The organism is Pseudomonas frederiksbergensis (assembly GCF_001874645.1).
GTDB classification, from domain to species: domain Bacteria; phylum Pseudomonadota; class Gammaproteobacteria; order Pseudomonadales; family Pseudomonadaceae; genus Aquipseudomonas; species Aquipseudomonas frederiksbergensis_B.
This window is the reverse complement of sequence record NZ_CP017886.1, coordinates 4,495,270-4,516,331: the sequence shown is the minus strand read 5'-3', so window position 1 is coordinate 4,516,331 and position 21,062 is coordinate 4,495,270. Positions and strand designations below refer to the sequence as shown.

General features: G+C 58.8%; 21 protein-coding genes. 18 read left to right on the top strand and 3 right to left on the bottom strand.

From position 1 onward, the window contains the following. The first annotated feature begins 139 nt into the window (after positions 1 to 139). The 5 genes from BLL42_RS21595 (at position 140) to BLL42_RS21570 (ending at position 4,577) form a co-directional block, all read left to right on the top strand. Entirely contained in the window at positions 140 to 643 is a 504-nt protein-coding gene (locus BLL42_RS21595; protein ID WP_071554004.1) for an ureidoglycolate lyase, read from the top strand. A gap of 51 nt (positions 644 to 694) precedes the next feature. Continuing rightward, positions 695 to 1,996, top strand: a complete 1,302-nt coding sequence (locus BLL42_RS21590; protein WP_071554002.1) for a urate hydroxylase PuuD — start codon at positions 695 to 697, stop codon at positions 1,994 to 1,996. 374 nt (positions 1,997 to 2,370) lie between these two features. Then, positions 2,371 to 2,742, top strand: coding sequence for a hypothetical protein (locus tag BLL42_RS21585; RefSeq protein ID WP_071554000.1), 372 nt, complete (start codon positions 2,371 to 2,373; stop codon positions 2,740 to 2,742). After that, on the top strand, positions 2,739 to 3,521 hold the full coding sequence (locus BLL42_RS21580; protein WP_071553998.1) for an outer membrane protein OmpK: 783 nt from the start codon (positions 2,739 to 2,741) through the stop codon (positions 3,519 to 3,521). Before BLL42_RS21585 ends, BLL42_RS21580 begins: the two co-directional genes overlap by 4 nt. A 201-nt stretch (positions 3,522 to 3,722) precedes the next feature. Continuing rightward, positions 3,723 to 4,577, top strand: coding sequence for a pirin family protein (locus BLL42_RS21570; protein ID WP_071553994.1), 855 nt, complete (start codon positions 3,723 to 3,725; stop codon positions 4,575 to 4,577). 122 nt (positions 4,578 to 4,699) lie between these two features. Here BLL42_RS21570 and BLL42_RS21565 read toward each other — a convergent pair whose 3' ends face one another. Beyond that, positions 4,700 to 5,863, bottom strand: coding sequence for a patatin-like phospholipase family protein (locus tag BLL42_RS21565; protein ID WP_071553992.1), 1,164 nt, complete (start codon positions 5,861 to 5,863; stop codon positions 4,700 to 4,702). A gap of 47 nt (positions 5,864 to 5,910) precedes the next feature. Next, entirely contained in the window at positions 5,911 to 6,843 is a 933-nt protein-coding gene (locus tag BLL42_RS21560; RefSeq protein ID WP_071553990.1) for a lipid A biosynthesis lauroyl acyltransferase, read from the bottom strand. 121 nt (positions 6,844 to 6,964) lie between these two features. On the opposite strand from BLL42_RS21560, the gene minC reads away from it, so the two are divergent. The 8 genes from minC (at position 6,965) to BLL42_RS21525 (ending at position 14,877) form a co-directional block, all read left to right on the top strand. Then, the gene (gene minC, locus BLL42_RS21555) at positions 6,965 to 7,702 is read left to right on the top strand and encodes a septum site-determining protein MinC (protein WP_071555814.1); all 738 of its coding nucleotides are present in this window, start codon (positions 6,965 to 6,967) and stop codon (positions 7,700 to 7,702) included. A 200-nt stretch (positions 7,703 to 7,902) separates the two neighbouring features. Then, entirely contained in the window at positions 7,903 to 8,715 is an 813-nt protein-coding gene (gene minD / locus BLL42_RS21550; RefSeq protein WP_054593514.1) for a septum site-determining protein MinD, read from the top strand. Continuing rightward, positions 8,715 to 8,969, top strand: a complete 255-nt coding sequence (gene minE, locus BLL42_RS21545; RefSeq protein ID WP_019693048.1) for a cell division topological specificity factor MinE — start codon at positions 8,715 to 8,717, stop codon at positions 8,967 to 8,969. Before minD ends, minE begins: the two co-directional genes overlap by 1 nt. Positions 8,970 to 9,156: 187 nt before the next feature. After that, the gene (locus tag BLL42_RS21540; RefSeq protein WP_071553988.1) at positions 9,157 to 9,792 is read left to right on the top strand and encodes an RluA family pseudouridine synthase; all 636 of its coding nucleotides are present in this window, start codon (positions 9,157 to 9,159) and stop codon (positions 9,790 to 9,792) included. A gap of 57 nt (positions 9,793 to 9,849) precedes the next feature. After that, on the top strand, positions 9,850 to 10,956 hold the full coding sequence (locus tag BLL42_RS21535; RefSeq protein WP_071553986.1) for a hypothetical protein: 1,107 nt from the start codon (positions 9,850 to 9,852) through the stop codon (positions 10,954 to 10,956). Between the two features lie 92 nt (positions 10,957 to 11,048). Then, on the top strand, positions 11,049 to 12,338 hold the full coding sequence (locus tag BLL42_RS21530) for a M18 family aminopeptidase (RefSeq protein ID WP_071553984.1): 1,290 nt from the start codon (positions 11,049 to 11,051) through the stop codon (positions 12,336 to 12,338). A gap of 127 nt (positions 12,339 to 12,465) precedes the next feature. Beyond that, positions 12,466 to 12,642, top strand: coding sequence for a hypothetical protein (locus tag BLL42_RS30225; RefSeq protein ID WP_167368545.1), 177 nt, complete (start codon positions 12,466 to 12,468; stop codon positions 12,640 to 12,642). A 78-nt stretch (positions 12,643 to 12,720) separates the two neighbouring features. Continuing rightward, positions 12,721 to 14,877 carry a mechanosensitive ion channel family protein gene (locus tag BLL42_RS21525; RefSeq protein WP_071553982.1) on the top strand — a complete coding sequence of 719 codons (2,157 nt, stop codon included), beginning with the start codon at positions 12,721 to 12,723 and terminating at the stop codon, positions 14,875 to 14,877. A gap of 427 nt (positions 14,878 to 15,304) precedes the next feature. Here the strand turns inward: BLL42_RS21525 and phnR are convergent, their stop codons facing one another. Next, a complete protein-coding gene (gene phnR, locus BLL42_RS21520; protein WP_071553980.1) occupies positions 15,305 to 16,018 on the bottom strand; it encodes a phosphonate utilization transcriptional regulator PhnR in 714 nt (237 codons plus the stop codon). Between the two features lie 361 nt (positions 16,019 to 16,379). Between phnR and BLL42_RS21515 the strand changes: the two genes are divergently transcribed. From BLL42_RS21515 to BLL42_RS21495, 5 genes are all read left to right on the top strand, one after another. Continuing rightward, positions 16,380 to 17,456, top strand: a complete 1,077-nt coding sequence (locus BLL42_RS21515; RefSeq protein WP_071553978.1) for an ABC transporter substrate-binding protein — start codon at positions 16,380 to 16,382, stop codon at positions 17,454 to 17,456. A gap of 130 nt (positions 17,457 to 17,586) precedes the next feature. Continuing rightward, positions 17,587 to 18,393, top strand: coding sequence for an alkaline phosphatase family protein (locus tag BLL42_RS21510; RefSeq protein WP_071553977.1), 807 nt, complete (start codon positions 17,587 to 17,589; stop codon positions 18,391 to 18,393). Then, positions 18,390 to 19,235 carry an ABC transporter permease gene (locus BLL42_RS21505; protein WP_071553975.1) on the top strand — a complete coding sequence of 282 codons (846 nt, stop codon included), beginning with the start codon at positions 18,390 to 18,392 and terminating at the stop codon, positions 19,233 to 19,235. The genes BLL42_RS21510 and BLL42_RS21505 overlap by 4 nt, the downstream gene beginning before the upstream one ends. Further along, positions 19,222 to 20,022: an ABC transporter permease gene (locus BLL42_RS21500; RefSeq protein ID WP_071553973.1), complete on the top strand. Its 801-nt coding sequence runs from the start codon at positions 19,222 to 19,224 to the stop codon at positions 20,020 to 20,022. Before BLL42_RS21505 ends, BLL42_RS21500 begins: the two co-directional genes overlap by 14 nt. Continuing rightward, positions 20,019 to 21,023 (top strand): ABC transporter ATP-binding protein, encoded by a 1,005-nt coding sequence (locus tag BLL42_RS21495; RefSeq protein WP_071553971.1) that lies wholly within the window; start codon positions 20,019 to 20,021, stop codon positions 21,021 to 21,023. Before BLL42_RS21500 ends, BLL42_RS21495 begins: the two co-directional genes overlap by 4 nt. Positions 21,024 to 21,062: the final 39 nt, after the last annotated feature.

The window sequence follows — 21,062 nt, the reverse complement described above, 5'->3', positions numbered from 1 at the left end:
GTAGGAGCTGGCGAAGCCTGCAATCTTTTGATCTTGTTTTTAAGGCAAAAATCAAAAGATCGCAGCCTGCGGCAGCTCCTGCAAGGGATCGCGCAAATGCAGTGAACCAATAACGAATTTCAAAGACAAGAAGACCAGCATGCGCACACTGACGATTGAACCGCTGACCAAAGAAGCCTTCGCCCCTTTCGGTGACGTAATCGAAACCGATGGCAGCGATCACTTCATGATCAACAACGGTTCGACCATGCGCTTCCACAAACTGGCCGCGGTGGAAACCGCCACGCCAGAGGACAAGGCGATCATCAGCATCTTCCGCGCCGACGCGCAGGACATGCCACTGACCGTCAGCATGCTGGAGCGCCATCCGCTGGGCAGCCAGGCTTTCATTCCGCTGCTCGGCAACCCCTTTCTGATCGTGGTCGCGCCACTTGGCGATGAACCTGTATCAGGCTTGGTCCGCGCCTTCGTCACCAACGGCAGGCAGGGCATTAATTACCATCGCGGCGTTTGGCACCATCCGGTGCTGACGATCGAAAAGCGGGATGACTTCCTGGTGGTTGATCGCAGTGGCACAGGCAATAACTGCGATGAGCATTTTTTCAAAGAGGATGAGCGTTTGATCCTCGCCCCCCACCAATAAGAGAAGGTCTGATCACTCGACAACAAGAGTGGCAGGCGAGAGGTAAAGACTGTGGAAGCACATCTGTTGGAATGGCTGAACCTGAGCGTGCGCTGGGTTCATATGATCACTGGCGTGGCCTGGATCGGCGCGTCGTTCTACTTTGTCTGGCTGGAAAACAACCTCAATCGGGTCAACCCGAAAAACGGTCTGGCGGGCGATCTCTGGGCGATTCACGGTGGCGGGATCTACCACCTGGAGAAATACAAACTGGCCCCACCGACCATGCCGGACAACCTGCACTGGTTCAAATGGGAAGCCTACTTCACCTGGATGTCGGGGATCGCGCTGCTGTGCGTGGTGTTCTACTCCAACCCGACGTTGTACCTGCTGGCGCCGGGCAGCAGCCTGAGCGGACCAGAAGGCGTGGCCATCGGTCTCGGCTCGTTGTTCATCGGCTGGTTCATCTACTCCTTCCTGTGCGACTCGGCCCTGGGCAAACGCCCTGCCCTGCTCGGTGGAATCCTGTTCGTACTGATCATTGGCGCCGCTTACGGCTTCAGCAAGGTGTTCAGCGGTCGCGGTGCGTACCTGCACGTGGGCGCCATCATCGGCACCATCATGGTCGGTAACGTGTTCCGCATCATCATGCCGGCCCAACGGGCACTGGTCGCGGCCATTGCCGAGAACCGCACGCCGGATCCGGCACTGCCAGCCAAGGGTTTGCTGCGTTCGCGCCACAACAACTACTTCACCTTGCCGGTGCTGTTCATCATGATCAGCAACCACTTCCCGAGCACCTACGGCAGCCAGTACAACTGGTTGATCCTGGCCGGGATTGCAATACTCGCGGTGTTGGTGCGTCACTACTTCAACACCCGCCACGAAAGCCACAAGTTCGCCTGGACCCTGCCCGTCGCGGCAGTGGGCATGATCTGCCTCGCCTACGTGACTGGCCCGGCACCCATGAACAGCCCGGAAGTAGCCAAGGCACCGGCGAAGATCGAGTACCAGCCGCTGCCGGAAACCGCCCTCGGTGGTGGTGCCAAACCCGCTGAAGCAGCGCCTGCGGCCGCCCCCGCTGCACCGGCGCAAGCCTCGACAGCAAGCGGTCCGGACTTCAGCAAGGTACACAGCGTGATTCAGGAACGCTGTGCGGTCTGCCATTCGGCCAAACCGACCAGCCCGCTGTTCAGCGCGGCACCGGCCGGCGTGATGTTCGATACCCCGCAGCAGATCCAGCAATTGGCCCCGCGGATTCAGGCCCAGGCCGTCGCCAGCCAGATCATGCCACTGGGCAACATCACACAGATGACCCAGCAGGAACGTGACCTGATCGGCGCCTGGATTGTTCAAGGAGCCCGGACCAATTAAGCAGTAAAAACATCGTCGGAACGCCGCCCGGAGCAAACTCGCGCCCACAGTTCTAGCACACCCCCTGTGGGAGCGAGCCTGCTCGCGAATGACCGCAACGCGGTCCACCTGATGCACACAATCACAAGAATAAAAAAAATCCGAGGTGTTGCATGTCCGTGTCATCCGAAGCACGCATCCCCGACGCACCCGCCCCCCACGAGTGCCACGCTCATCAGCGCTGACGGATAACAGGACGGTCCGCCTGTCCTTCCATCGTTATCCGGTTTCACCCGTGACACGAAATACCCGCATGACGGCCGATCGACGATACGACCCGTCGCCGTCAGCGGCTGCCTGCGCCTTAACAATAAAAACAATCGAGGAGCAACACGATGACAGACTTGATAGCGGCGCTCCGTTGCGGGGCGCTTGAGCCATGGTGCGGGAGCCAGTATTCTCCGCGGCCGCCTGAATCGGCACTAAAAAAAAGCCCGGATTTAATTCCTGACCAAAAAGCCAGCTTATCGCGACTCTGGACGGTCACAAGGCACACCCCAATAAAAACCGAATGGACGCTTGATCGACTGTTTCCGGACAGCCGAATGGGCGTTCTTGTGCTTTTTAAAAGCCTTGGTTCAGTGCTTGCCAGAGTTCTGAAGCCGACCGATTTGATGATTTTTTGCAGCAACGAAAAAAAGGCGCCACACCAGAGCGCCGACTCAAAAAAAAACGTGGAACCACTTACTTTGGGAGCAACCGAATGAACCGTACGTGCACTAGCCTGATGCTCGCTGGATCCTTGCTGGCGGGGGGCCAGGCAATGGCCGGCGATCTGCTGCTTTGGCAGAACAACAGCCTGACTTATCTCTATGGCAAAGACTTTAAAGTCAACCCGAGTATCCAGCAAACCGTGACCTTCGAGCACGCCGACGCCTGGAAGTACGGGGATGACTTCCTGTTTGTCGACAAGACCTTCTACAACGGCAAACCGGACCAGGCCGGCAACAATAGCTATTACGGTGAATTCAGCCCGCGCCTGTCGTTCGGCAAAATCTTCGACCAGAAACTCGAGTTCGGCCCGATCAAGGACGTCCTGCTGGCCATGACCTACGAGTTTGGTAAAGGCGATGTCGAGTCCTACCTGATCGGTCCGGGCTTCGACCTGGCCATTCCCGGTTTCGATTACTTCCAGTTGAACTTCTACAATCGCCACACCGACGACAAACGTCCGGGTAACAACATCTGGCAGATCACCCCGGTCTGGTCCTACACCATCCCGGTGGGCAGTTCCAGCGTGCTGATCGACGGTTACATGGACTGGGTGGTCGACAACGACAAGAACAGCCAAGGCACCTACCACGCCAACCTGCACTTCAACCCACAGATCAAATACGACTTGGGCAAAGCCTTGCACTGGGGCGAGAAGCAGCTGTACGTCGGTATCGAGTACGACTACTGGAAGAACAAGTACGCCATCGAAGACACGCAAGACTTCACAACCAATCAAAGCGCCACGAGCTTGCTGGTGAAGTACCACTTTTGATCCACAGTTAAAAGATCGCAGACCTCGCCAGCCCCTGCACAAGCGCATCGAGTGCAAGGGCCGGGCAGGCTGCGATCTTTTTCTTTACCGCCAACACATCGAACAAGCCGATTGAACCTCCGCAAAATTTGCAACCATTGATCAATCCGTCTGGCATAGCATGACGCCATTCCACTCTGATCAAGGAAAGGAGTTGCACCGATGACTCAATTTCGCAAAGTGCTGAGCCTGCACACCGGCCAACCCGCGTCCGATGGCGCCGGGGTCAAGCTGACCCGCATATTCGGCGGTGCGGGCGTCGAACGCTTCGACCCGTTCCTGATGCTCGACGAGTTCGGCTCGGAAAATCCCGACGACTACATCGCAGGCTTCCCACCCCACCCGCACCGTGGCTTCGAAACCGTGACCTACATGCTCGAAGGGCGTATGCGCCATGAAGACCATCTGGGTAACGTCGGTTTGCTCCAGGGTGGTGGCGTGCAATGGATGACCGCCGCCAAGGGCATCATCCACAGCGAGATGCCGGAGCAGGAAGAAGGCGTGATGCGCGGCTTCCAGCTGTGGCTGAACCTGCCGGGCAAGCACAAACTCGATCCGGCCAGTTATCGGGACATTCAGCCAGCGGACATTCCACGACTGAAAACCGCGCAAGGCGTCGAGGTGGTGGTGATCGCCGGTCTGTTCGACGACGGCACCGTTAAACAAACTGGCGCGGTGCAACGGCCAGACACCGAACCGTATTACTTTGATTTCCATTTACCGGCCGGCACCGGTATTACGCCGAAACTGCCTGATGGGCATCGGGCACTGCTGTATGTGTATGACGGTAGCGTGGAGTTGCCGGGGCAAACTCAGAGCGTCGGCGTCAGCAAACTGGTCCGTTTGTCGGATGAAGGCGAGCTGCAACTGAGCAGCGAGTCCGGGGCCAGAGTGCTGTTGATTGCCGGTAAGCCGCTGGGTGAGCCGATCGTGCAGTACGGGCCGTTCGTGATGAATACCCGGGACGAGATCGAACAGGCGTTGCGTGATTTTCGCGATGACCGGTTGACCGCTTGATTGCAGCGTTGCCCGCGAAAAGATCGCAGCCTTCGGCAGCTCCTACGGGTGTACACAATCCCGACGTAGGAGCTGCCGAAGGCTCGGGCCGCGTTCGGACGATCTTTTCAGGCAACACTGGCTTACGCTGTGACCGCCACCCCCAAAAACCGGCACAACTCTTCGCGCTTGGCCAATGCATCGCGGCGGCCAAGCTCGATCAACTCGCTGCAATACCCCGCCTCGAACAGCAAATAACTCAATACCCCGGCCCCGCTGGTCTTGGTCGCACCCGGACCACGCAAGAACAGTCGCAACGCTGCCGGCAGCTCTTGCCGATGCCGAGCGGCAATTTCGTCGATCGGCTGACTCGGCGCGATGACCAACACGTCCACCGGCGCCACGCCTAGGCTGCGGGCCGGCGTGCTCGTTGGTAACAGGTGACTGAACTGGTTCAAGCGTTCCAACAGCTCGATATCGCTCTCCAGGCTGTCAATGAACGTACTGTTGAGCATGTGTCCGCCGATCTGTGCCAACGACGGTTGCTGACCGGTGTAGGTGCGCTGCAACGGGCTCTCGGGATCAACGCCGCGCGGGTTACCACTGACGCCCACCACCAGCACCCTGCTCGCCCCCAGGTGCAGGGCCGGGCTGATCGGCGCCGACTGACGCACCGCACCGTCGCCGAAGTACTCGTTGTCGATCTTCACGGGCGCAAACAAGAGCGGGATCGCCGAACTGGCGAGCAGATGGTCGACCGTCAATTGAGTCGGCACACCAATACGTCGATGGCGCAGCCAGGCATCGATGCTCCGGCCGCCCTGATAGAAGGTCACCGCTTGCCCGGACTCATAACCGAATGCGGTAACGGCCACGGCGTGCAGTTGTTTTTGTGCAATGGCTTCATTGATTCCAGACAGGTGCAACTTGTCGCTCAACAAATCGCGCAGCGGTGAACTATTGAGCAGCGCCACGGGTACCTTTGCGCCAATCCCCAACAAGCTGTGACTGACGAACCGAGTGGCCTGGCTGATCACCCCCGGCCAATCGCTGCGCAGCACCAGGTTGCTGCGAAAGCCCTGCCAGAATGCGGTCAACCGCTCGATGGCCCCGGTAAAGTCCATCGCCCCGCTGGCCAGGCTCACCGCATTGATCGCCCCGGCCGAAGTGCCGACAATCACCGGAAACGGATTGGCAGAACCTGCCGGCAGCAGCTCGGCAATCGCTGCCAGTACCCCGACCTGATACGCCGCCCGAGCCCCGCCGCCGGAAAGAATCAACCCTGTAACCGGCTCAGCTGAACTCATCGCAACACTCCATGGCACTTTGGGGCTTCCAATCCAGCGGGGTAGGTTCAACCACGCTTGGCATACAATTTCGGCTCGCCGGGTGGGCGGCTCTTGAAGCGTCGATGGGTCCAGAGGTATTGCTCAGGGCAATCGCGCACGCAACCTTCGACCCACTGGTTGATCCGGAGGCAATCAACCTCATCGCTTTCACCCGGAAAATCGCTCAGCGGCGCATGGATCACCAGACGGTAACCACTGCCATCGGCCAGGCGTTCCTGAGTGAACGGTACCACCAGCGCCTTGCCCAACTTGGCAAACTTGCTGGTGGCAGGAACGGTCGCGGCCAGAATGCCGAACAACGGCACGAAGATACTTTGCTTGGCACCGTAGTCCTGATCCGGCGCATACCAGATCGCCCGGCCTGCGCGCAGCAATTTCAGCATGCCGCGTACGTCGTCGCGCTCCACCGCCAGCGAATCGAGGTTATGCCTTTCACGACCGCGCCGCTGAATGTAATCAAACAGCGGGTTTTTATGTTCGCGGTACATGCCGTCGATGGTGTGTTGCTGGCCGAGCAAGGCCGCGCCGATTTCCAGCGTGGTGAAGTGCAACGCCATCAGGATCACACCCTTACCGTCGCGCTGAGCCTGTTTGAGGTGCTCCAGCCCTTCGACCTGGGCCAAGCGCGCCAAGCGTGCCCGGGACCACCACCAGCTCATGGCCATCTCGAAGAAGGCAATGCCGGTCGAGGCGAAGTTTTCCTTGAGCAGACGCTTGCGCTCGGCCGGTGTTTTTTCCGGGAAACACAGCTCCAGGTTGCGTTTGGCAATGCGCCGACGATCGGTGGCAACCCGATACATCCCGCCACCCAGCAGACGACCAATGCGCAGCAGCAGCGGATATGGCAGCTGAACGACCAGCCACAGCAGCCCTAGACCGCACCATAGCGGCCAAAAACGCGGAAGAAAAAATGCAGCTCGAAATTGCGGGCGATCCATTAACGATTCCGGATAGACAACAAGGCCGCGCATTCTACATCGGTTCGACCCGGCTTGCGGCTTACGGGCGTTCTCGTTATAAGTCTCGGCACTTTTAGTGACAAGCCGTTTTATGCCGACCATGAGCCAAACCGAACCGCTAGACCAAGATCCCGTGTTCCAGTTGAAGGGCAGCATGCTCGCCATTACGGTGCTGGAACTGGCCCGCAATGACCTCGAAAGCCTCGACCGACAACTGGCCGCGAAGGTCGCCCTGGCGCCTAACTTTTTCAGCAATGCGCCGCTGGTACTCGCCCTGGACAAACTCCCGGCCACTGAAGGCGCTGTCGACCTGCCTGCGCTGATGCGTGTGTGCCGCCACCATGGCTTGCGCACGCTGGCCATCCGCGCCAGCCGCATCGAAGACATCGCCGCCGCCATTGCCGTCGACCTGCCGGTGTTGCCGCCATCTGGCGCGCGCGAGCGTGCGCTTGACCCGCACGAAGGTGAAATCAGGAAAAAGCCGGAAAAACCGCCTGAACCGACCATCAAACCGACCCGGATAATCACTTCGCCCATTCGCGGTGGTCAGCAGATTTACGCCCAAGGTGGCGATTTGGTCGTGGTTTCCTCGGTCAGCCCGGGGGCGGAACTTCTCGCCGATGGCAACATCCATGTATACGGGCCGATGCGCGGTCGTGCGTTGGCCGGCGTAAAAGGTGACACCAAGGCACGGATTTTCTGTCAGCAATTGAGCGCTGAACTACTCTCCATCGCCGGTCATTACAAGGTTTCCGAAGATTTGCGCCGCGACCCGCTGTGGGGTTCTGGCGTACAAGTCAGCCTGTCGGGCGACGTGTTGAACATCATTCGGCTTTAACGGATACTGCCGCATTTTCCAAGCATCTCTAAAACGTAGCGAAAACGGCTCAAACGAAGTAGGAAAAGGGTACAAGGCAGCGTTTACCTGAGGTAAACCCCGCCCAACACCGGATTCCAGCCAAGGCTGTCCGACTGCAGTAGTTTTCAGGAGATGTTTTTCAGGGGCTAAAAGTCCTTTTTCCTTAGGGGTGAAACACCTTGGCCAAGATTCTCGTGGTTACATCCGGCAAGGGTGGTGTGGGTAAGACCACCACCAGCGCCGCTATCGGTACCGGCCTCGCTTTGCGCGGTCACAAAACAGTCATCGTCGACTTCGACGTCGGCCTGCGTAACCTCGACCTGATCATGGGTTGCGAGCGTCGCGTGGTGTATGACTTCGTCAACGTGGTCAACGGCGAAGCCAACCTGCAGCAAGCCCTGATCAAAGACAAGCGTCTGGAAAACCTCTACGTGCTGGCTGCCAGTCAGACGCGCGACAAAGACGCGCTGACCGTAGAAGGCGTGGAAAAAGTGCTCATGGCACTTAAAGAAGACTTCGAGTTCGTGGTCTGCGATTCTCCGGCGGGCATCGAGAAAGGCGCCCACCTGGCCATGTATTTCGCTGATGAAGCGATTGTCGTGACCAACCCGGAAGTCTCGTCGGTACGTGACTCGGACCGCATGCTCGGCCTGCTGGCGAGCAAATCGCGTCGCGCCGAAAACGGCGAAGACCCGATCAAGGAACACCTGCTGCTGACCCGCTACAACCCAGAGCGCGTAAGCAACGGCGAAATGCTCGGCGTCGAAGACGTCAAAGAAATTCTGGCGGTCACCCTGCTGGGCGTGATTCCGGAATCGCAAGCCGTACTCAAGGCTTCCAACCAAGGCGTGCCAGTGATTCTCGACGACCAGAGCGACGCCGGTCAGGCGTACAGCGATGCCGTCGATCGTCTGCTGGGCAAAACCGTGCAACACCGGTTCCTTGACGTTGAGAAGAAGGGATTCTTCGAGCGCCTGTTTGGAGGTAGATAATGAATCTTTTTGACTTCTTTCGTGCCAACAAAAAAGTAAGCACCGCGTCGGTAGCGAAAGAGCGTCTACAGATCATCGTGGCGCATGAACGCGGCCAGCGCAGTACCCCTGATTACCTGCCAGCCTTGCAGAAGGAACTGGTCGAGGTGATCCGCAAGTACGTCAATATCGGGTCCGACGACGTGCACGTTGCACTGGAAAACCAGGGCAGTTGCTCGATTCTGGAACTCAATATCACCCTGCCAGATCGCTGAGTCGATTCGGCTGGAGCCACGGCGGCTCAGACTCTTCAGTCTCCCTGTAGGAGCTGCCGCAGGCTGCGATCTTTTGATCTTCTCTTGATCTAAAAAACAAGGTCAAAAGATCGCAGCCTGCGGCAGCTCCTACATTGGACATTGAGGGTTCTGAGCCGCCGTTGGCGTTTGTTACGAGGCTGTTTTAATGCCGCTGTCGAATATCCGCATCATCCATCAGGACGCCGCCGTACTGGTGGTGAACAAGCCTACCCTGCTGCTCTCCGTGCCCGGTCGCGCCGATGACAACAAGGACTGCCTGATCACCCGACTGCAAGAAAACGGCTATCCGGAAGCTCGCATCGTCCATCGACTCGACTGGGAAACCTCCGGGATCATCCTGTTGGCCCGCGACCCGGACACCCATCGCGAACTGTCTCGACAGTTTCACGACCGCGAAACCGAAAAAGCCTACACCGCACTGTGCTGGGGCCAGCCGGAACTGGACAGCGGCAGCATCGACTTACCGCTGCGCTACGACCCGCCGACCAAGCCTCGCCACGTGGTGGACCATGAATTCGGCAAACATGCGCTGACCTTCTGGCGCGTGCTGGAACGTTGCGGCGACTGGTGCCGGGTGGAACTGACGCCAATCACCGGTCGCTCGCATCAGTTGCGCGTGCACATGCTGTCTATCGGTCATCCGCTGTTGGGTGACGGACTTTACGCTCACCCTCAAGCCCTGGCTGCCTGGCCACGCTTGTGCCTGCACGCCAGTATGCTCAGCTTCACCCACCCACAAAGTGGCGAACGGCTGCGCTTCGAGTGCCCGGCACCGTTTTGAACGATAGTGATCAGCCCGTCGCAGCAGCCATCGATAATCGTAAGGACATGGAACCCGGTGACGCATAAAGCCCCCGACTCAACCGCCCTCGCAAAAGCGCCGCAACAACTGCTGTACCTGGTGTATGGCGACCAGGACGTTTACCGCAAAGAAGCCAAGTTCAGTATTCTGACCGCTTTGTCGCAGCTCAAGAAAGGCGAGTCCCTGTGCATCAGGATCTTTACTGACAGACCTGAAGACTATGCCGGCTGGCCCGTTGAAACCCTGGCCCTGAATGAGCAAACCTTGACCTCATGGCAAGGCGAGAACGGCTACCACCATCGCCGCAAGGCCTGCGCCATTGCTGCCGGGTTGAAGCTGGCTGAAAAAACCCTGTTCGTTGATACCGACACGCTGTTCCTCGAAAACCCCACTCTGATCCTCAAACGAATTCAGCCTCAGCAGTATCTGATGGATTGTTTCGAGTACGACTGGAGCTACGTCTGCAAACGCCCGGACTACGTGAAACTCGGCACGTGCCTACAGGCCCACGGCATCAGCCCCAACAACAGTTTCAAGCTTTACAACAGTGGTCTGTGCGGTGTCACGGACAGCGATACACCGTTGCTGGAAGAGACGATCAATCTGATCGATGAATGGACTCAAGGTTCGTTCGATATCCATACCATTGAACAAATTGCCCTGTCATTCGCCATGCGCGACAGCCCCGTGCAAGAGGTGAAGAAGTCCATCTATCACTACTTTGCCGAGAAAAGATTCTTTCACGCCATGCACAAGCACTTCTTTGCCCTGCATGGCGAACAGTTCAGCCCGCAGTTGCCGGGACTTTGCCGTGAGGTTCCTCGCAGTAAACCGTTCCCTTCAGCCTTGCAGCGCCTGCGAATCAAATGGCAATTGCGCAACAAGCGTGGAAGCTTGAGGAAGGTCGGTCGCGATCTTCTGTACGGAAGTGCCGTGCCTGATCACCCGTATTACGCGGTCTGCCGACATGAATGGTGGGAAAGCGCGTCTCGGGAAATTCTGCGCTGGGACGAGAGCCAAAAGAGAACGTTCTTGCCACTGGGTCAGGACCACTGGCCGAAACAATTGCCCAAGCCAACAAAACCGGGAGATAAGCAGGCAATCATTGCGTATCTGCAAAAGCGATTATCCGAAACGAGCTAGCGGGCCTGCCTCGTGACAGTCCCATCAAAGCACTTGCCCAATGCCCCGAGCCAATACGTTAAACTCGCGGCACTGCTGTCTGGAGCCACTTTATGCGCGAAGAGTTGAACCAAGGCCTGATCGACTTCCTCAAGGCCTCCCCTACCCCATTCCATGCCACCGCCAGCCTTGTTCAGCGCCTGGAAGCGGCGGGTTATCAGCGTCTTGACGAGCGCGAGCCCTGGACTACCGAAGCCAATGGTCGCTACTACGTCACGCGCAACGACTCCTCGATCGTTGCCATCAAGATGGGTCGCAACTCCCCGCTGCACGACGGCATCCGCCTGGTCGGCGCCCACACCGACAGCCCATGCCTGCGGGTCAAGCCACAACCGGAACTGCAACGTCAGGGTTTCTGGCAGTTGGGCGTCGAAGTCTATGGCGGCGCATTGCTCGCCCCCTGGTTTGACCGTGACCTGTCGCTGGCCGGTCGCGTGACCTTCCGCCGCGACGGCAAGGTCGAAAGCCAGCTGATCGATTTCAAGGCACCGATTGCCACCATTCCCAACCTGGCCATTCACCTCAACCGTGAAGCCAACATGGGCTGGGCGATCAACGCACAGACCGAGCTGCCGCCGATCCTTGCGCAATTTGCCGGTGACGAGCGTGTGGACTTCCGTGCCGTGCTCACTGATCAGTTGGCCCGGGAACACGGCCTGAATGCCGACGTGGTGCTCGATTACGAGCTGAGTTTCTACGACACCCAAAGCGCCGCCGTCATCGGCCTGCACGGCGACTTCATTGCCGGTGCGCGCCTGGACAATCTGCTGTCGTGCTACGCCGGCTTGCAAGCCTTGCTGACGGCTGAAACCGATGAGACCTGCGTGCTGGTGTGCAACGATCACGAAGAAGTCGGCTCCTGCTCGGCGTGCGGTGCCGACGGCCCGATGCTCGAACAAACCCTGCGTCGCTTGCTGCCTGAAGGCGACGAGTTCGTCCGCACCATTCAGAAATCGCTGCTGGTCTCGGCCGACAACGCCCACGGTGTGCACCCTAACTATGCCGACAAGCACGACGCCAACCACGGCCCGAAACTCAATGCCGGTCCGGTGATCAAGGTCAACAGTAACCAGCGCTACGCCACCAATAGCGAAACTGCAGGGTTCTTCCGTCATCTGTGCATGGCCGAAGAAGTTCCGGTGCAAAGCTTCGTGGTACGCAGCGACATGGGCTGTGGCTCGACCATCGGCCCCATCACCGCCAGCCATTTGGGCGTGCGCACCGTGGACATCGGCCTGCCGACGTTTGCCATGCACTCAATCCGTGAACTCTGCGGCAGCCATGACCTGGCGCACCTGGTCAAAGTGTTGAGCGCTTTCTACGCGTGCCGCGAGTTGCCGTAACCGCTTGAAAAGATCGCAGCCTTCGCCAGCGCCTACGCCGGACACAAACGCTGTAGGAGCTGCCGCAGGCTGCGATCTTTTGAAAAACACCTAGACTTACATCACCTCCCAGGACAGGGCTGTCGCCATGATCTCGATGTCTGTTTTCAACTCCATGCTCATTCCAATACTCTCGGGAATGATCCTGCTGGCCATCGGCTTCAACTTTCGCGACAAAAATGCCGGGGTGTTCTCTATGTGGATCGGCATGCTGCTGATCCTCGCCACCGTGATTTACAAAATCCTCGCCAAACTGAACGAATAAAAGCATCCACTGCGCTCGCATTGGTTCTGCCCCGCTCGTACACTCCCTCGACCTGCACCTGTTGAGGTTGACCACCTAGTGTTCGCTCGTCTTTTCGTCCTGCCGTCTACGCTGTTCATCTGCCTGTTGATGCTGCTTCCCATGGCACCTGCTCAGGCCGTCGGCCTGCCGAGCCTGCTCAACGGCTCACCAAAAGCCCAACCGGAAGCGACCGAACCGTTGGGGCAATCGCTGGACGAAGTGATCAAATCACTGGAAAACGATCAGCAACGAGCCAAGTTGCTGGCCGACCTGAAGAAACTCCGCAATGCCACTAAAAAAGCCCAGACACCCGAAGAAGACGGTGTGCTTGGCTTGATCGGTGGCACCCTGGCCAGCCTCGAAAAACAGTTTTCCGGCGCCGACAGCCCGCTCACTCGCTGGTCCGAAGAATTAGATCTGGCCAAGGATGAACTGAGCGCACTGATGCTGCCGGCCAGCGAATGGCTGCCGATGCTCTTTGCCTTCGCCCTGATTCTGATGCTTTGGAGCCTGCTCGCCGCCGCGCTGATCTGGCTCGGCCATCGCGTCAGAACGCGCTTCGGCCTTACCGAAGAACTGCCGCAGCACCCCAAGACCTGGGACATGCTGCGCTTTGCCCTGCGCAAACTCGGCCCTTGGCTGATCGCGCTGCTGATTACCGTCTACATGAGCTACGCCTTGCCATCATCGCTGGGTAAATACCTGGCCATGGTGCTGGCCTATGCGCTGGTGGTCGGAACCTGCTTCTCGGCGATCTGCGTGATCGCGTTCTCCGTGCTCGACGGCCCGCATCGGCATCGTGCCCTGTACATCCTGCGGCACCAGGCCTTTCGCCCACTGTGGCTGATCGGCAGTTTTGCGGCCTTCGGTGAAGCCTTGAACGACCCACGGATGGTCACCAGCCTCGGTATTCACCTGGCCCACACCACCGCGACCATCGCCAATGTGCTGGCAGCGATTTTCACCGGTCTGTTCATTCTGCGATTCCGCCGGCCCATTGCCCACCTGATCCGCAACCAGCCGCTGTCGCGGCGCCTGACTCGCCGCGCACTGAGCGACACGATCGAGATTCTCGGAACCTTCTGGTACCTGCCAGCGCTGGTACTGGTGGCGATTTCGCTGTTCGCCACCTTCGTCTCGGCCGGCGACACCAGCACCGCGCTGCGCCAATCGCTGATCTGCACCGTGCTGCTCGTGTTGTGCATGGTCATCAACGGATTAGTCCGCCGCCATGCACTCAAGCCGCAACGCGGGGTAAAGCGTCACGCACTTTACTCGGACCGCCTCAAGAGTTTCTTCTATACCCTAGCGCACCTTAGCGTATGGCTGGCGTTCATCGAACTTGGCTTGCGGGTCTGGGGCATGTCGCTGATCCGCTTCACCGAAGGTGAAGGCCATGAAGTCAGCGTCAAACTGTTCAGCCTGGGCGGTACGCTGATCTTCGCGTGGCTGATCTGGATTCTCAGCGACACCGCCGTGCACCACGCCCTCACCCGCTCACGCAAAGGCCAAGCCAATGCGCGGGCGCAAACCATGATGCCGCTGATCCGCAACGTGCTGTTCGTGGCGATCTTCATCATCGGGATGATTGTCGCGCTGGCCAACATGGGCATGAACGTCACGCCGCTGCTGGCGGGTGCCGGCGTGATCGGCCTGGCCATCGGTTTCGGCGCGCAGTCGCTGGTTGCCGACCTGATCACCGGGCTGTTTATCATCATCGAAGACTCCCTGGCCATTGATGACTACGTGGACGTCGGCGGCCACCTGGGCACCGTCGAAGGCCTGACTATCCGCACCGTGCGCCTGCGGGACATCGACGGCATCGTGCACACCATCCCGTTCAGTGAAATCAAAAGCATCAAGAACTACTCACGGGAATTCGGCTACGCGATCTTCCGGGTGGCGGTGCCTTACAACATGGAAATCGACGACGCGATCAAATTGATGCGCGAAGTCGGCCAGAAAATGCGCACCGACCCCATCCAGCGCCGCAACATCTGGTCGCCGCTGGAAATCCAGGGCGTCGAGAGTTTTGAATCCGGCAGTGCCATTCTGCGCGCACGGTTCAAGACTGCTCCGATCAAACAATGGGAAGTTTCAAGAGCGTTCAACCTGTCGCTCAAACGCCATCTGGATGAAGCCGGGCTGGATCTGGCGACGCCGAGGATGAGCATTCAAGTGGTGACGGCCGGCGGCGGTTTAGAGAAGGAATAACGCAAAAAGCAGACGCAGAGCGTGGGAACGATCAGCATCTAAAGCCGTACACGCCCCAACCACTCAACAGGCCGAGCGTTAGCTCGCCTGCAGCCTTTGATCTTGATCCACCCGCCCCATCGGGAGGCTGAGTGGAGGTGTTCATCAGGGGGTTGGCGCGCAGCGCCGTACGGCGCAGCCGGACACATCGAGAGGAGGTCGTCGCGAAGCAGACCGTAGGCGATGCCCCCTGATGAATGCCGGAGCGAAGGAACGCCGAGCCTAAGCGAGGGGCCGGACGCTCGGGGCGAGACCTTTTGGTTCCTTTTGTGGCGTCTGACAAAAGGGACTCGCCGTAAGGGCGAAACCATAAGCCGCCGTTACCGAAGTGCAGGATATACACACAACCCAAACCATGCCCCAGGCCGAGCGGTAGCTCGCCTAGACCTCAGACCACATCCACCCCGACATGAATCGCATCATGCCGCCAAAACTCCAGATCACAATCGATCAACCGCCCATGCTGATCATAATTGACCCGCGCAATCCGTAACCCCGGACTCCCCAGCGACACCCGCAACGCCGCCGCCGCGTCCACCGGCAACGAGGTCGGTACAATCTCGAACCGCACCCGCCCATAGTGCAAGTCGTAATGCCGCGCATACAACTCGGTAATCGACTGATTGAGATCGAACGCCAGAATCCCCGGAAAAAACTGCGGATTCAAATAGTGCTCGACATACAAAACCAACCGCCCATCAATACGCCTTGAACGGCAGATCTGAATCACGCTCGACAACGCTGGCAACTGCAACCAGGCACACACCGCCGCTGACGCCGGTTGCAAGCGCGCCGAAATCACCTCGGTCGACGGCACCCGCCCCTGCGCACTGACCATCGCGTGAAAGTGACTGCGCTGTATCAGGTTATAGGCCAGTCGCGGTGGCGAGACAAACCAGCCGCGCCGCTCCTCGCGATAAATCTGCCCCTGCGCCTCCAACTGCAACAACGCCTCACGCACGGTGATCCGCGTGGTCCCGAACAACTCACTGAGCTTGCGCTCGGCCGGCAGCTTGCTCGCGGGCGCCAACAGACCGTGGTCGATCTGCTCCTGGAGCACCTGGCCGATGGCTGTCACCGCTTTCGTTGCCTCTTCGCGCATCAACGTTACCTATCTGGACTAGACCAGCACTGTTTCGGGGCAGGACTGCGCTAAAAAACGCGTCCTGAAACGTATTGCAAGCCTAGGCAATCCATATGACTGATCGATGACAAAGTCGCCGAACGGCTGATCCAGTTCTTTGCAAATAAGCGGCCAAATCCTTGCAAACCGGCCTTCTGACCATGGTCTACGCTTAGCTCGCAGCCTGTACTCCCGAGCGAAAAGAATGCGAGCGCGCCTGATACCGACATCAAAGTGTCATCCAGCTCACCTAAATTGGCTCAGGTATTGCTGACCTAGACCAACCCAACCGCAAACGTAGATAAAAGCGCAGCGTTGAATACGCCCAAAGGAGCTTCGGATGAAACAGCTTTTCCTGGCATCACTGTTAGGCTCGACCATTGCCATGTGCACCGCAGCCATGGCGGCTGATACCGATTTAAAAGCCTTGGAAACCGCAGCGAAGGCGGAAGGCACCGTCAACAGCGTCGGCATGCCCGATGACTGGGCCAACTGGAAAGGAACCTGGGAAGACCTCTCCAAAAAGTACGGTCTCAAGCACATCGACACCGACATGAGCTCGGCCCAGGAAGTGGCCAAGTTCGCTGCCGAAAAAGACAACGCCAGTGCTGATATCGGCGACGTCGGCGCCGCCTTCGGCCCGATCGCAGTCAAGCAAGGCGTGGTTCAACCGTACAAACCAAGCACCTGGGCGCAAGTTCCGGACTGGGCCAAGGACAAGGACGGTAACTGGGCGCTGGCCTACACCGGCACCATCGCGTTCATCGTCAACAAGAAGCTGCTGCACGGTTCCGAAGCCCCGACAAAGTGGGCTGACCTGAAAACCGGTAAATACAAGGTGTCCATAGGTGACGTGAGCACCGCTGCACAAGCCGCCAACGGTGTACTGGCCGCCGCCATCGCCAACGGCGGTGATGAAAAGAACATTCAACCCGCCCTGGAGATGTTCGCCGAGATCGCCAAGCAAGGTCGCCTGTCGCTGGCCAACCCGACCATTGCCACCATGGAAAAGGGTGAAGTCGAAGTCGGTGTGGTCTGGGACTTCAACGGCCTGAGCTATAAAGCCAAGATGGTAAACCCGGATGACTACGTTGTGCTGATCCCGTCCGATGGTTCGGTGAAGTCCGGCTACACCACCATTATCAACAAATACGCCAAGAATCCGAACGCTGCCAAACTGACCCGCGAGTACATCTTCAGCGACGCCGGCCAAATCAACCTGGCGCGCGGTAATGCTCGCCCGATTCGTGCTGAAACGGGCCTGAAACTACCGGCTGATGTAGAGAAAAACCTGATCCCTGCCGCGCAATACGAAGCAGCCAAGCCTAAATCGATCAAAGATGCCGACGCCTGGGAGAAAACCTCCAAGGCCCTGCCGCAGAAGTGGCAGGAAGAAGTCATCATCAATATGCAGTAATGCTGCATCCGTAGGAGCCGCCGAAGGCTGCGATCTTTTTCTCGGGCTCTCTTGAGTTTCAAGGCAAAGATCAAAAGATCGCAGGCTTCGCCAGCTCCTACGGCCACCTGATTCTGGAGTTTCCTCCCCCATGAAGCACAACGTCATCCTTGTGGTGCTCGACGGCCTGAACTACGAGGTCGCGCGGCATGCCATGGGGCATTTGCAGGCCTACGCCAACGCCAAAAAAGCCGCACTCTACAAACTCGAATGCGAACTTCCGTCTCTCTCGCGCCCACTCTACGAATGCATTTTGACCGGCGTTACGCCGATCGACAGCGGCATCGTCCACAACAACGTGTCGCGCCTGTCCAACCAGCGCAGCGTGTTCCACTACACCACCGCCGCCGGGCTCAGCACCGCCGCTGCGGCCTACCACTGGGTCAGCGAGTTGTATAACCGCTCGCCGTTCATCGCGGCCCGCGACCGCCACACCGACAACACTGAACTGCCGATCCAGCACGCGCATTTCTACTGGTCCGATCACTACCCCGATTCGCACCTGTTCGCCGATGCCGAAAACCTGCGTCTGCGCCATACGCCGAACTTTCTGTTGGTTCACCCCATGAACATCGACGATGCCGGGCACAAGCACGGCCTCGACACTGCGCAATACCGCAACAGCGCCCGCTCGGCCGACATCATCCTCGCCGACTACCTGCAAGGCTGGCTCGACGCCGGTTATCAGGTGCTGGTGACCGCCGACCACGGCATGAACAACGACCGCTCCCACAACGGCCTGCTCGCAGAAGAACGTGAAGTACCGCTGTTCGTCATCGGTGATGCCTTCAGCTTCAATCCCGACGCCGCCCCCAAACAAACCGAACTGTGCGGCACGGTCTGCGAGTTGTTGGGTGTTGCCCACGACAAACCTGTCTGCCGGGAGCTGCTCAAGTGAACTCAATCACCCGTGGCAAATGGCTGGCGGCGTTGTGCCTGGTGCCCTTCGCCATTTTCTTCATCGTGTTCCAGATCGCCCCGCTGTGCTGGGTGCTGATCAACAGTGTGCAATCGGAAGAGTTCGGTTGGGGCCTGGCCAACTTCAACAAGATCTTCAGCTCGAAGTTCTATATGCAGGCGATCCAGTACAGCCTTGAGATCAGCTTCTGGTCCAGCGTGTTTGGTATCGTCATTGCGATCCTCGGCAGTTACTCGCTGCGCCGGGTCGACTCAAAGCTTCGCAACTTCGTCAACGCCTTCGCCAACATGACCAGCAACTTCGCCGGCGTACCACTGGCCTTTGCGTTCATCATCCTGCTGGGGTTCAACGGCAGCTTCACCATCATGCTCAAACAGGCCGGGATCATTCAGGACTTCAACCTGTACTCGAAAACCGGGCTGATCATCCTCTACACCTACTTCCAGATACCCCTTGGCGTGCTGCTGCTTTACCCGGCGTTCGACGCCCTGCGTGAAGACTGGCGCGAATCGGCGGCCCTGCTCGGCGCCAACGGCTGGCAGTTCTGGCGACACATCGGTTTGCCGGTGTTGACCCCGGCCTTGCTCGGCACATTCGTGATCCTGCTGGCCAACGCCCTCGGTGCCTATGCCACGGTTTACGCCCTAACCACCGGCAACTTCAACGTGCTGCCGATCCGCATCGCGGCGATGGTCTCGGGCGACATTTCCCTGGACCCGAACATGGCCAGTGCCCTGGCCGTTGTGCTGGTGGCGTTGATGACCCTGGTAACGGTGGTCCATCAGTTGCTGTTGAAGAGGAGCTACCATGTCTCGCGCTGAACTGGGCCCCGCCGGTGTCTATCACCGAGTGGTGGTTTACCTGCTGTTTGCCATTCTGTTGTTGCCGCTGGCCGGGACGCTGATCTATTCGATCGCCAGCAGTTGGTCGGCAACCGTTCTGCCCAGCGGCTTTACCTTCAAGTGGTACATCCAGCTGTGGAGCGACCCGCGTTTTCTCGGTGCCTTCGGCCAGTCGCTACTGGTCTGCATCGGTGCGCTGATTTTGTCAGTGGTGCTGATTCTGCCGCTGCTGTTCGTGGTGCATTACCACTTCCCGAAACTCGACGCGCTGATGAACATCCTGATCCTGCTGCCCTTCGCAGTGCCGCCGGTGGTGTCTTCGGTGGGGCTGTTGCAGCTCTATGGATCGGGACCATTCGCGATGGTCGGCACACCGTGGATTCTGGTCGGTTGCTACTTCACCGTGGCGCTGCCGTTCATGTACCGGGCGATCACTAACAACCTGCAGGCGATCAACCTGCGCGACTTGATGGACTCCGCCCAACTGCTCGGTGCCAGCACCTGGCAGGCGGCATTCCTGGTAGTGCTGCCGAACCTGCGCAAGGGCTTGATGGTGGCGTTGCTGTTGTCGTTCTCGTTCCTCTTCGGCGAGTTCGTGTTCGCCAACATCCTCGTCGGCACGCGCTACGAAACCCTGCAGGTCTACCTCAACAACATGCGTAACAGCAGCGGTCACTTCACCAGCGCACTGGTGATTTCCTACTTTTTCTTTGTGCTGGTTCTGACCTGGGCGGCCAATATCTTGAACAAGGACAAAAGCCAATGAGCTATGTCAGCGTCCAACACCTGCAAAAAAGCTATTCACAAACAGGCTCCGCCGGCACTCCGGTGTTCAGCGACATCAACTGCGAAATCCAGAAAGGCGAGTTCGTCACCCTGCTCGGCCCCTCCGGTTGCGGCAAGTCGACCCTGCTGCGCTGCATCGCCGGGCTGACAGCCGTGGACGACGGCAAGATCCTGCTCGACGGCCAGGACCTGGTGCCGCTGAGCCCGCAGAAACGCGGGATCGGCATGGTATTCCAGAGCTACGCACTGTTCCCCAACATGACCGTGGAGCAGAACGTCGCCTTCGGTTTGCGCATGCAAAAGGTCAACGCCGACGACAGCCGCAAGCGCGTGCTCGAAGTGTTGCAACTGGTGGAGCTGAACGACTTTGCCAGCCGTTACCCGCATCAATTGTCTGGCGGCCAATGCCAGCGTGTCGCCCTCGCCCGCTCGCTGGTCACCCGACCACGCTTGCTACTGCTCGATGAGCCGCTGTCGGCACTCGATGCACGAATCCGCAAACACTTGCGCGAGCAGATCCGGCAGATCCAGCGCGAGCTGGGGCTGACCACGATTTTCGTGACGCACGATCAGGAAGAAGCCCTGACCATGTCCGACCGGATCTTCCTGATGAACCAGGGCAAGATCGTCCAGAGCGGCGATGCGGAAACGCTCTACACCGCGCCGGTCGATGTGTTTGCCGCCGGCTTCATCGGCAACTACAACCTGCTCGACGCCACCAGCGCCAGCAAGCTGCTGCAACGCCCGATCAATGGCCGCATAGCGATTCGCCCGGAAGCCATCGAACTGAGCCGCCATGGCGAGCCCAATGCGCTTATCCGCAGCCACAGCCTGCTGGGCAACGTGATCCGCTATCGAGTCGAGGCCCGTGGCGTGGAACTGGTGGTGGATGTACTGAACCGTTCGGCGGCCGATCTGCATGCCGACGGTCAACGGCTGGCACTTTCCATCGATCCGACGGCCCTGTGTGAGGTAGCCTGATGTTTTCGCTGTGCACACTGATGTTAAAGAGAGAGCAGC

What these genes read in the sequence shown, in the direction of transcription:
- BLL42_RS21595 (WP_071554004.1), top strand. Translation starts at nt 140, where the DNA reads ATGCGCACACTGACGATTGAACCGCTGACCAAAGAAGCCTTCGCCCCT.
- BLL42_RS21585 (WP_071554000.1), top strand. Translation starts at nt 2,371, where the DNA reads ATGACAGACTTGATAGCGGCGCTCCGTTGCGGGGCGCTTGAGCCATGG.
- BLL42_RS21580 (WP_071553998.1), top strand. Translation starts at nt 2,739, where the DNA reads ATGAACCGTACGTGCACTAGCCTGATGCTCGCTGGATCCTTGCTGGCG.
- BLL42_RS21570 (WP_071553994.1), top strand. Translation starts at nt 3,723, where the DNA reads ATGACTCAATTTCGCAAAGTGCTGAGCCTGCACACCGGCCAACCCGCG.
- BLL42_RS21565 (WP_071553992.1), bottom strand. Translation starts at nt 5,863, where the DNA reads ATGAGTTCAGCTGAGCCGGTTACAGGGTTGATTCTTTCCGGCGGCGGG.
- BLL42_RS21560 (WP_071553990.1), bottom strand. Translation starts at nt 6,843, where the DNA reads ATGGATCGCCCGCAATTTCGAGCTGCATTTTTTCTTCCGCGTTTTTGG.
- minC (WP_071555814.1), top strand. Translation starts at nt 6,965, where the DNA reads ATGAGCCAAACCGAACCGCTAGACCAAGATCCCGTGTTCCAGTTGAAG.
- minE (WP_019693048.1), top strand. Translation starts at nt 8,715, where the DNA reads ATGAATCTTTTTGACTTCTTTCGTGCCAACAAAAAAGTAAGCACCGCG.
- BLL42_RS21540 (WP_071553988.1), top strand. Translation starts at nt 9,157, where the DNA reads ATGCCGCTGTCGAATATCCGCATCATCCATCAGGACGCCGCCGTACTG.
- BLL42_RS21530 (WP_071553984.1), top strand. Translation starts at nt 11,049, where the DNA reads ATGCGCGAAGAGTTGAACCAAGGCCTGATCGACTTCCTCAAGGCCTCC.
- BLL42_RS30225 (WP_167368545.1), top strand. Translation starts at nt 12,466, where the DNA reads ATGATCTCGATGTCTGTTTTCAACTCCATGCTCATTCCAATACTCTCG.
- phnR (WP_071553980.1), bottom strand. Translation starts at nt 16,018, where the DNA reads ATGCGCGAAGAGGCAACGAAAGCGGTGACAGCCATCGGCCAGGTGCTC.
- BLL42_RS21515 (WP_071553978.1), top strand. Translation starts at nt 16,380, where the DNA reads ATGAAACAGCTTTTCCTGGCATCACTGTTAGGCTCGACCATTGCCATG.
- BLL42_RS21510 (WP_071553977.1), top strand. Translation starts at nt 17,587, where the DNA reads ATGAAGCACAACGTCATCCTTGTGGTGCTCGACGGCCTGAACTACGAG.
- BLL42_RS21500 (WP_071553973.1), top strand. Translation starts at nt 19,222, where the DNA reads ATGTCTCGCGCTGAACTGGGCCCCGCCGGTGTCTATCACCGAGTGGTG.
- BLL42_RS21495 (WP_071553971.1), top strand. Translation starts at nt 20,019, where the DNA reads ATGAGCTATGTCAGCGTCCAACACCTGCAAAAAAGCTATTCACAAACA.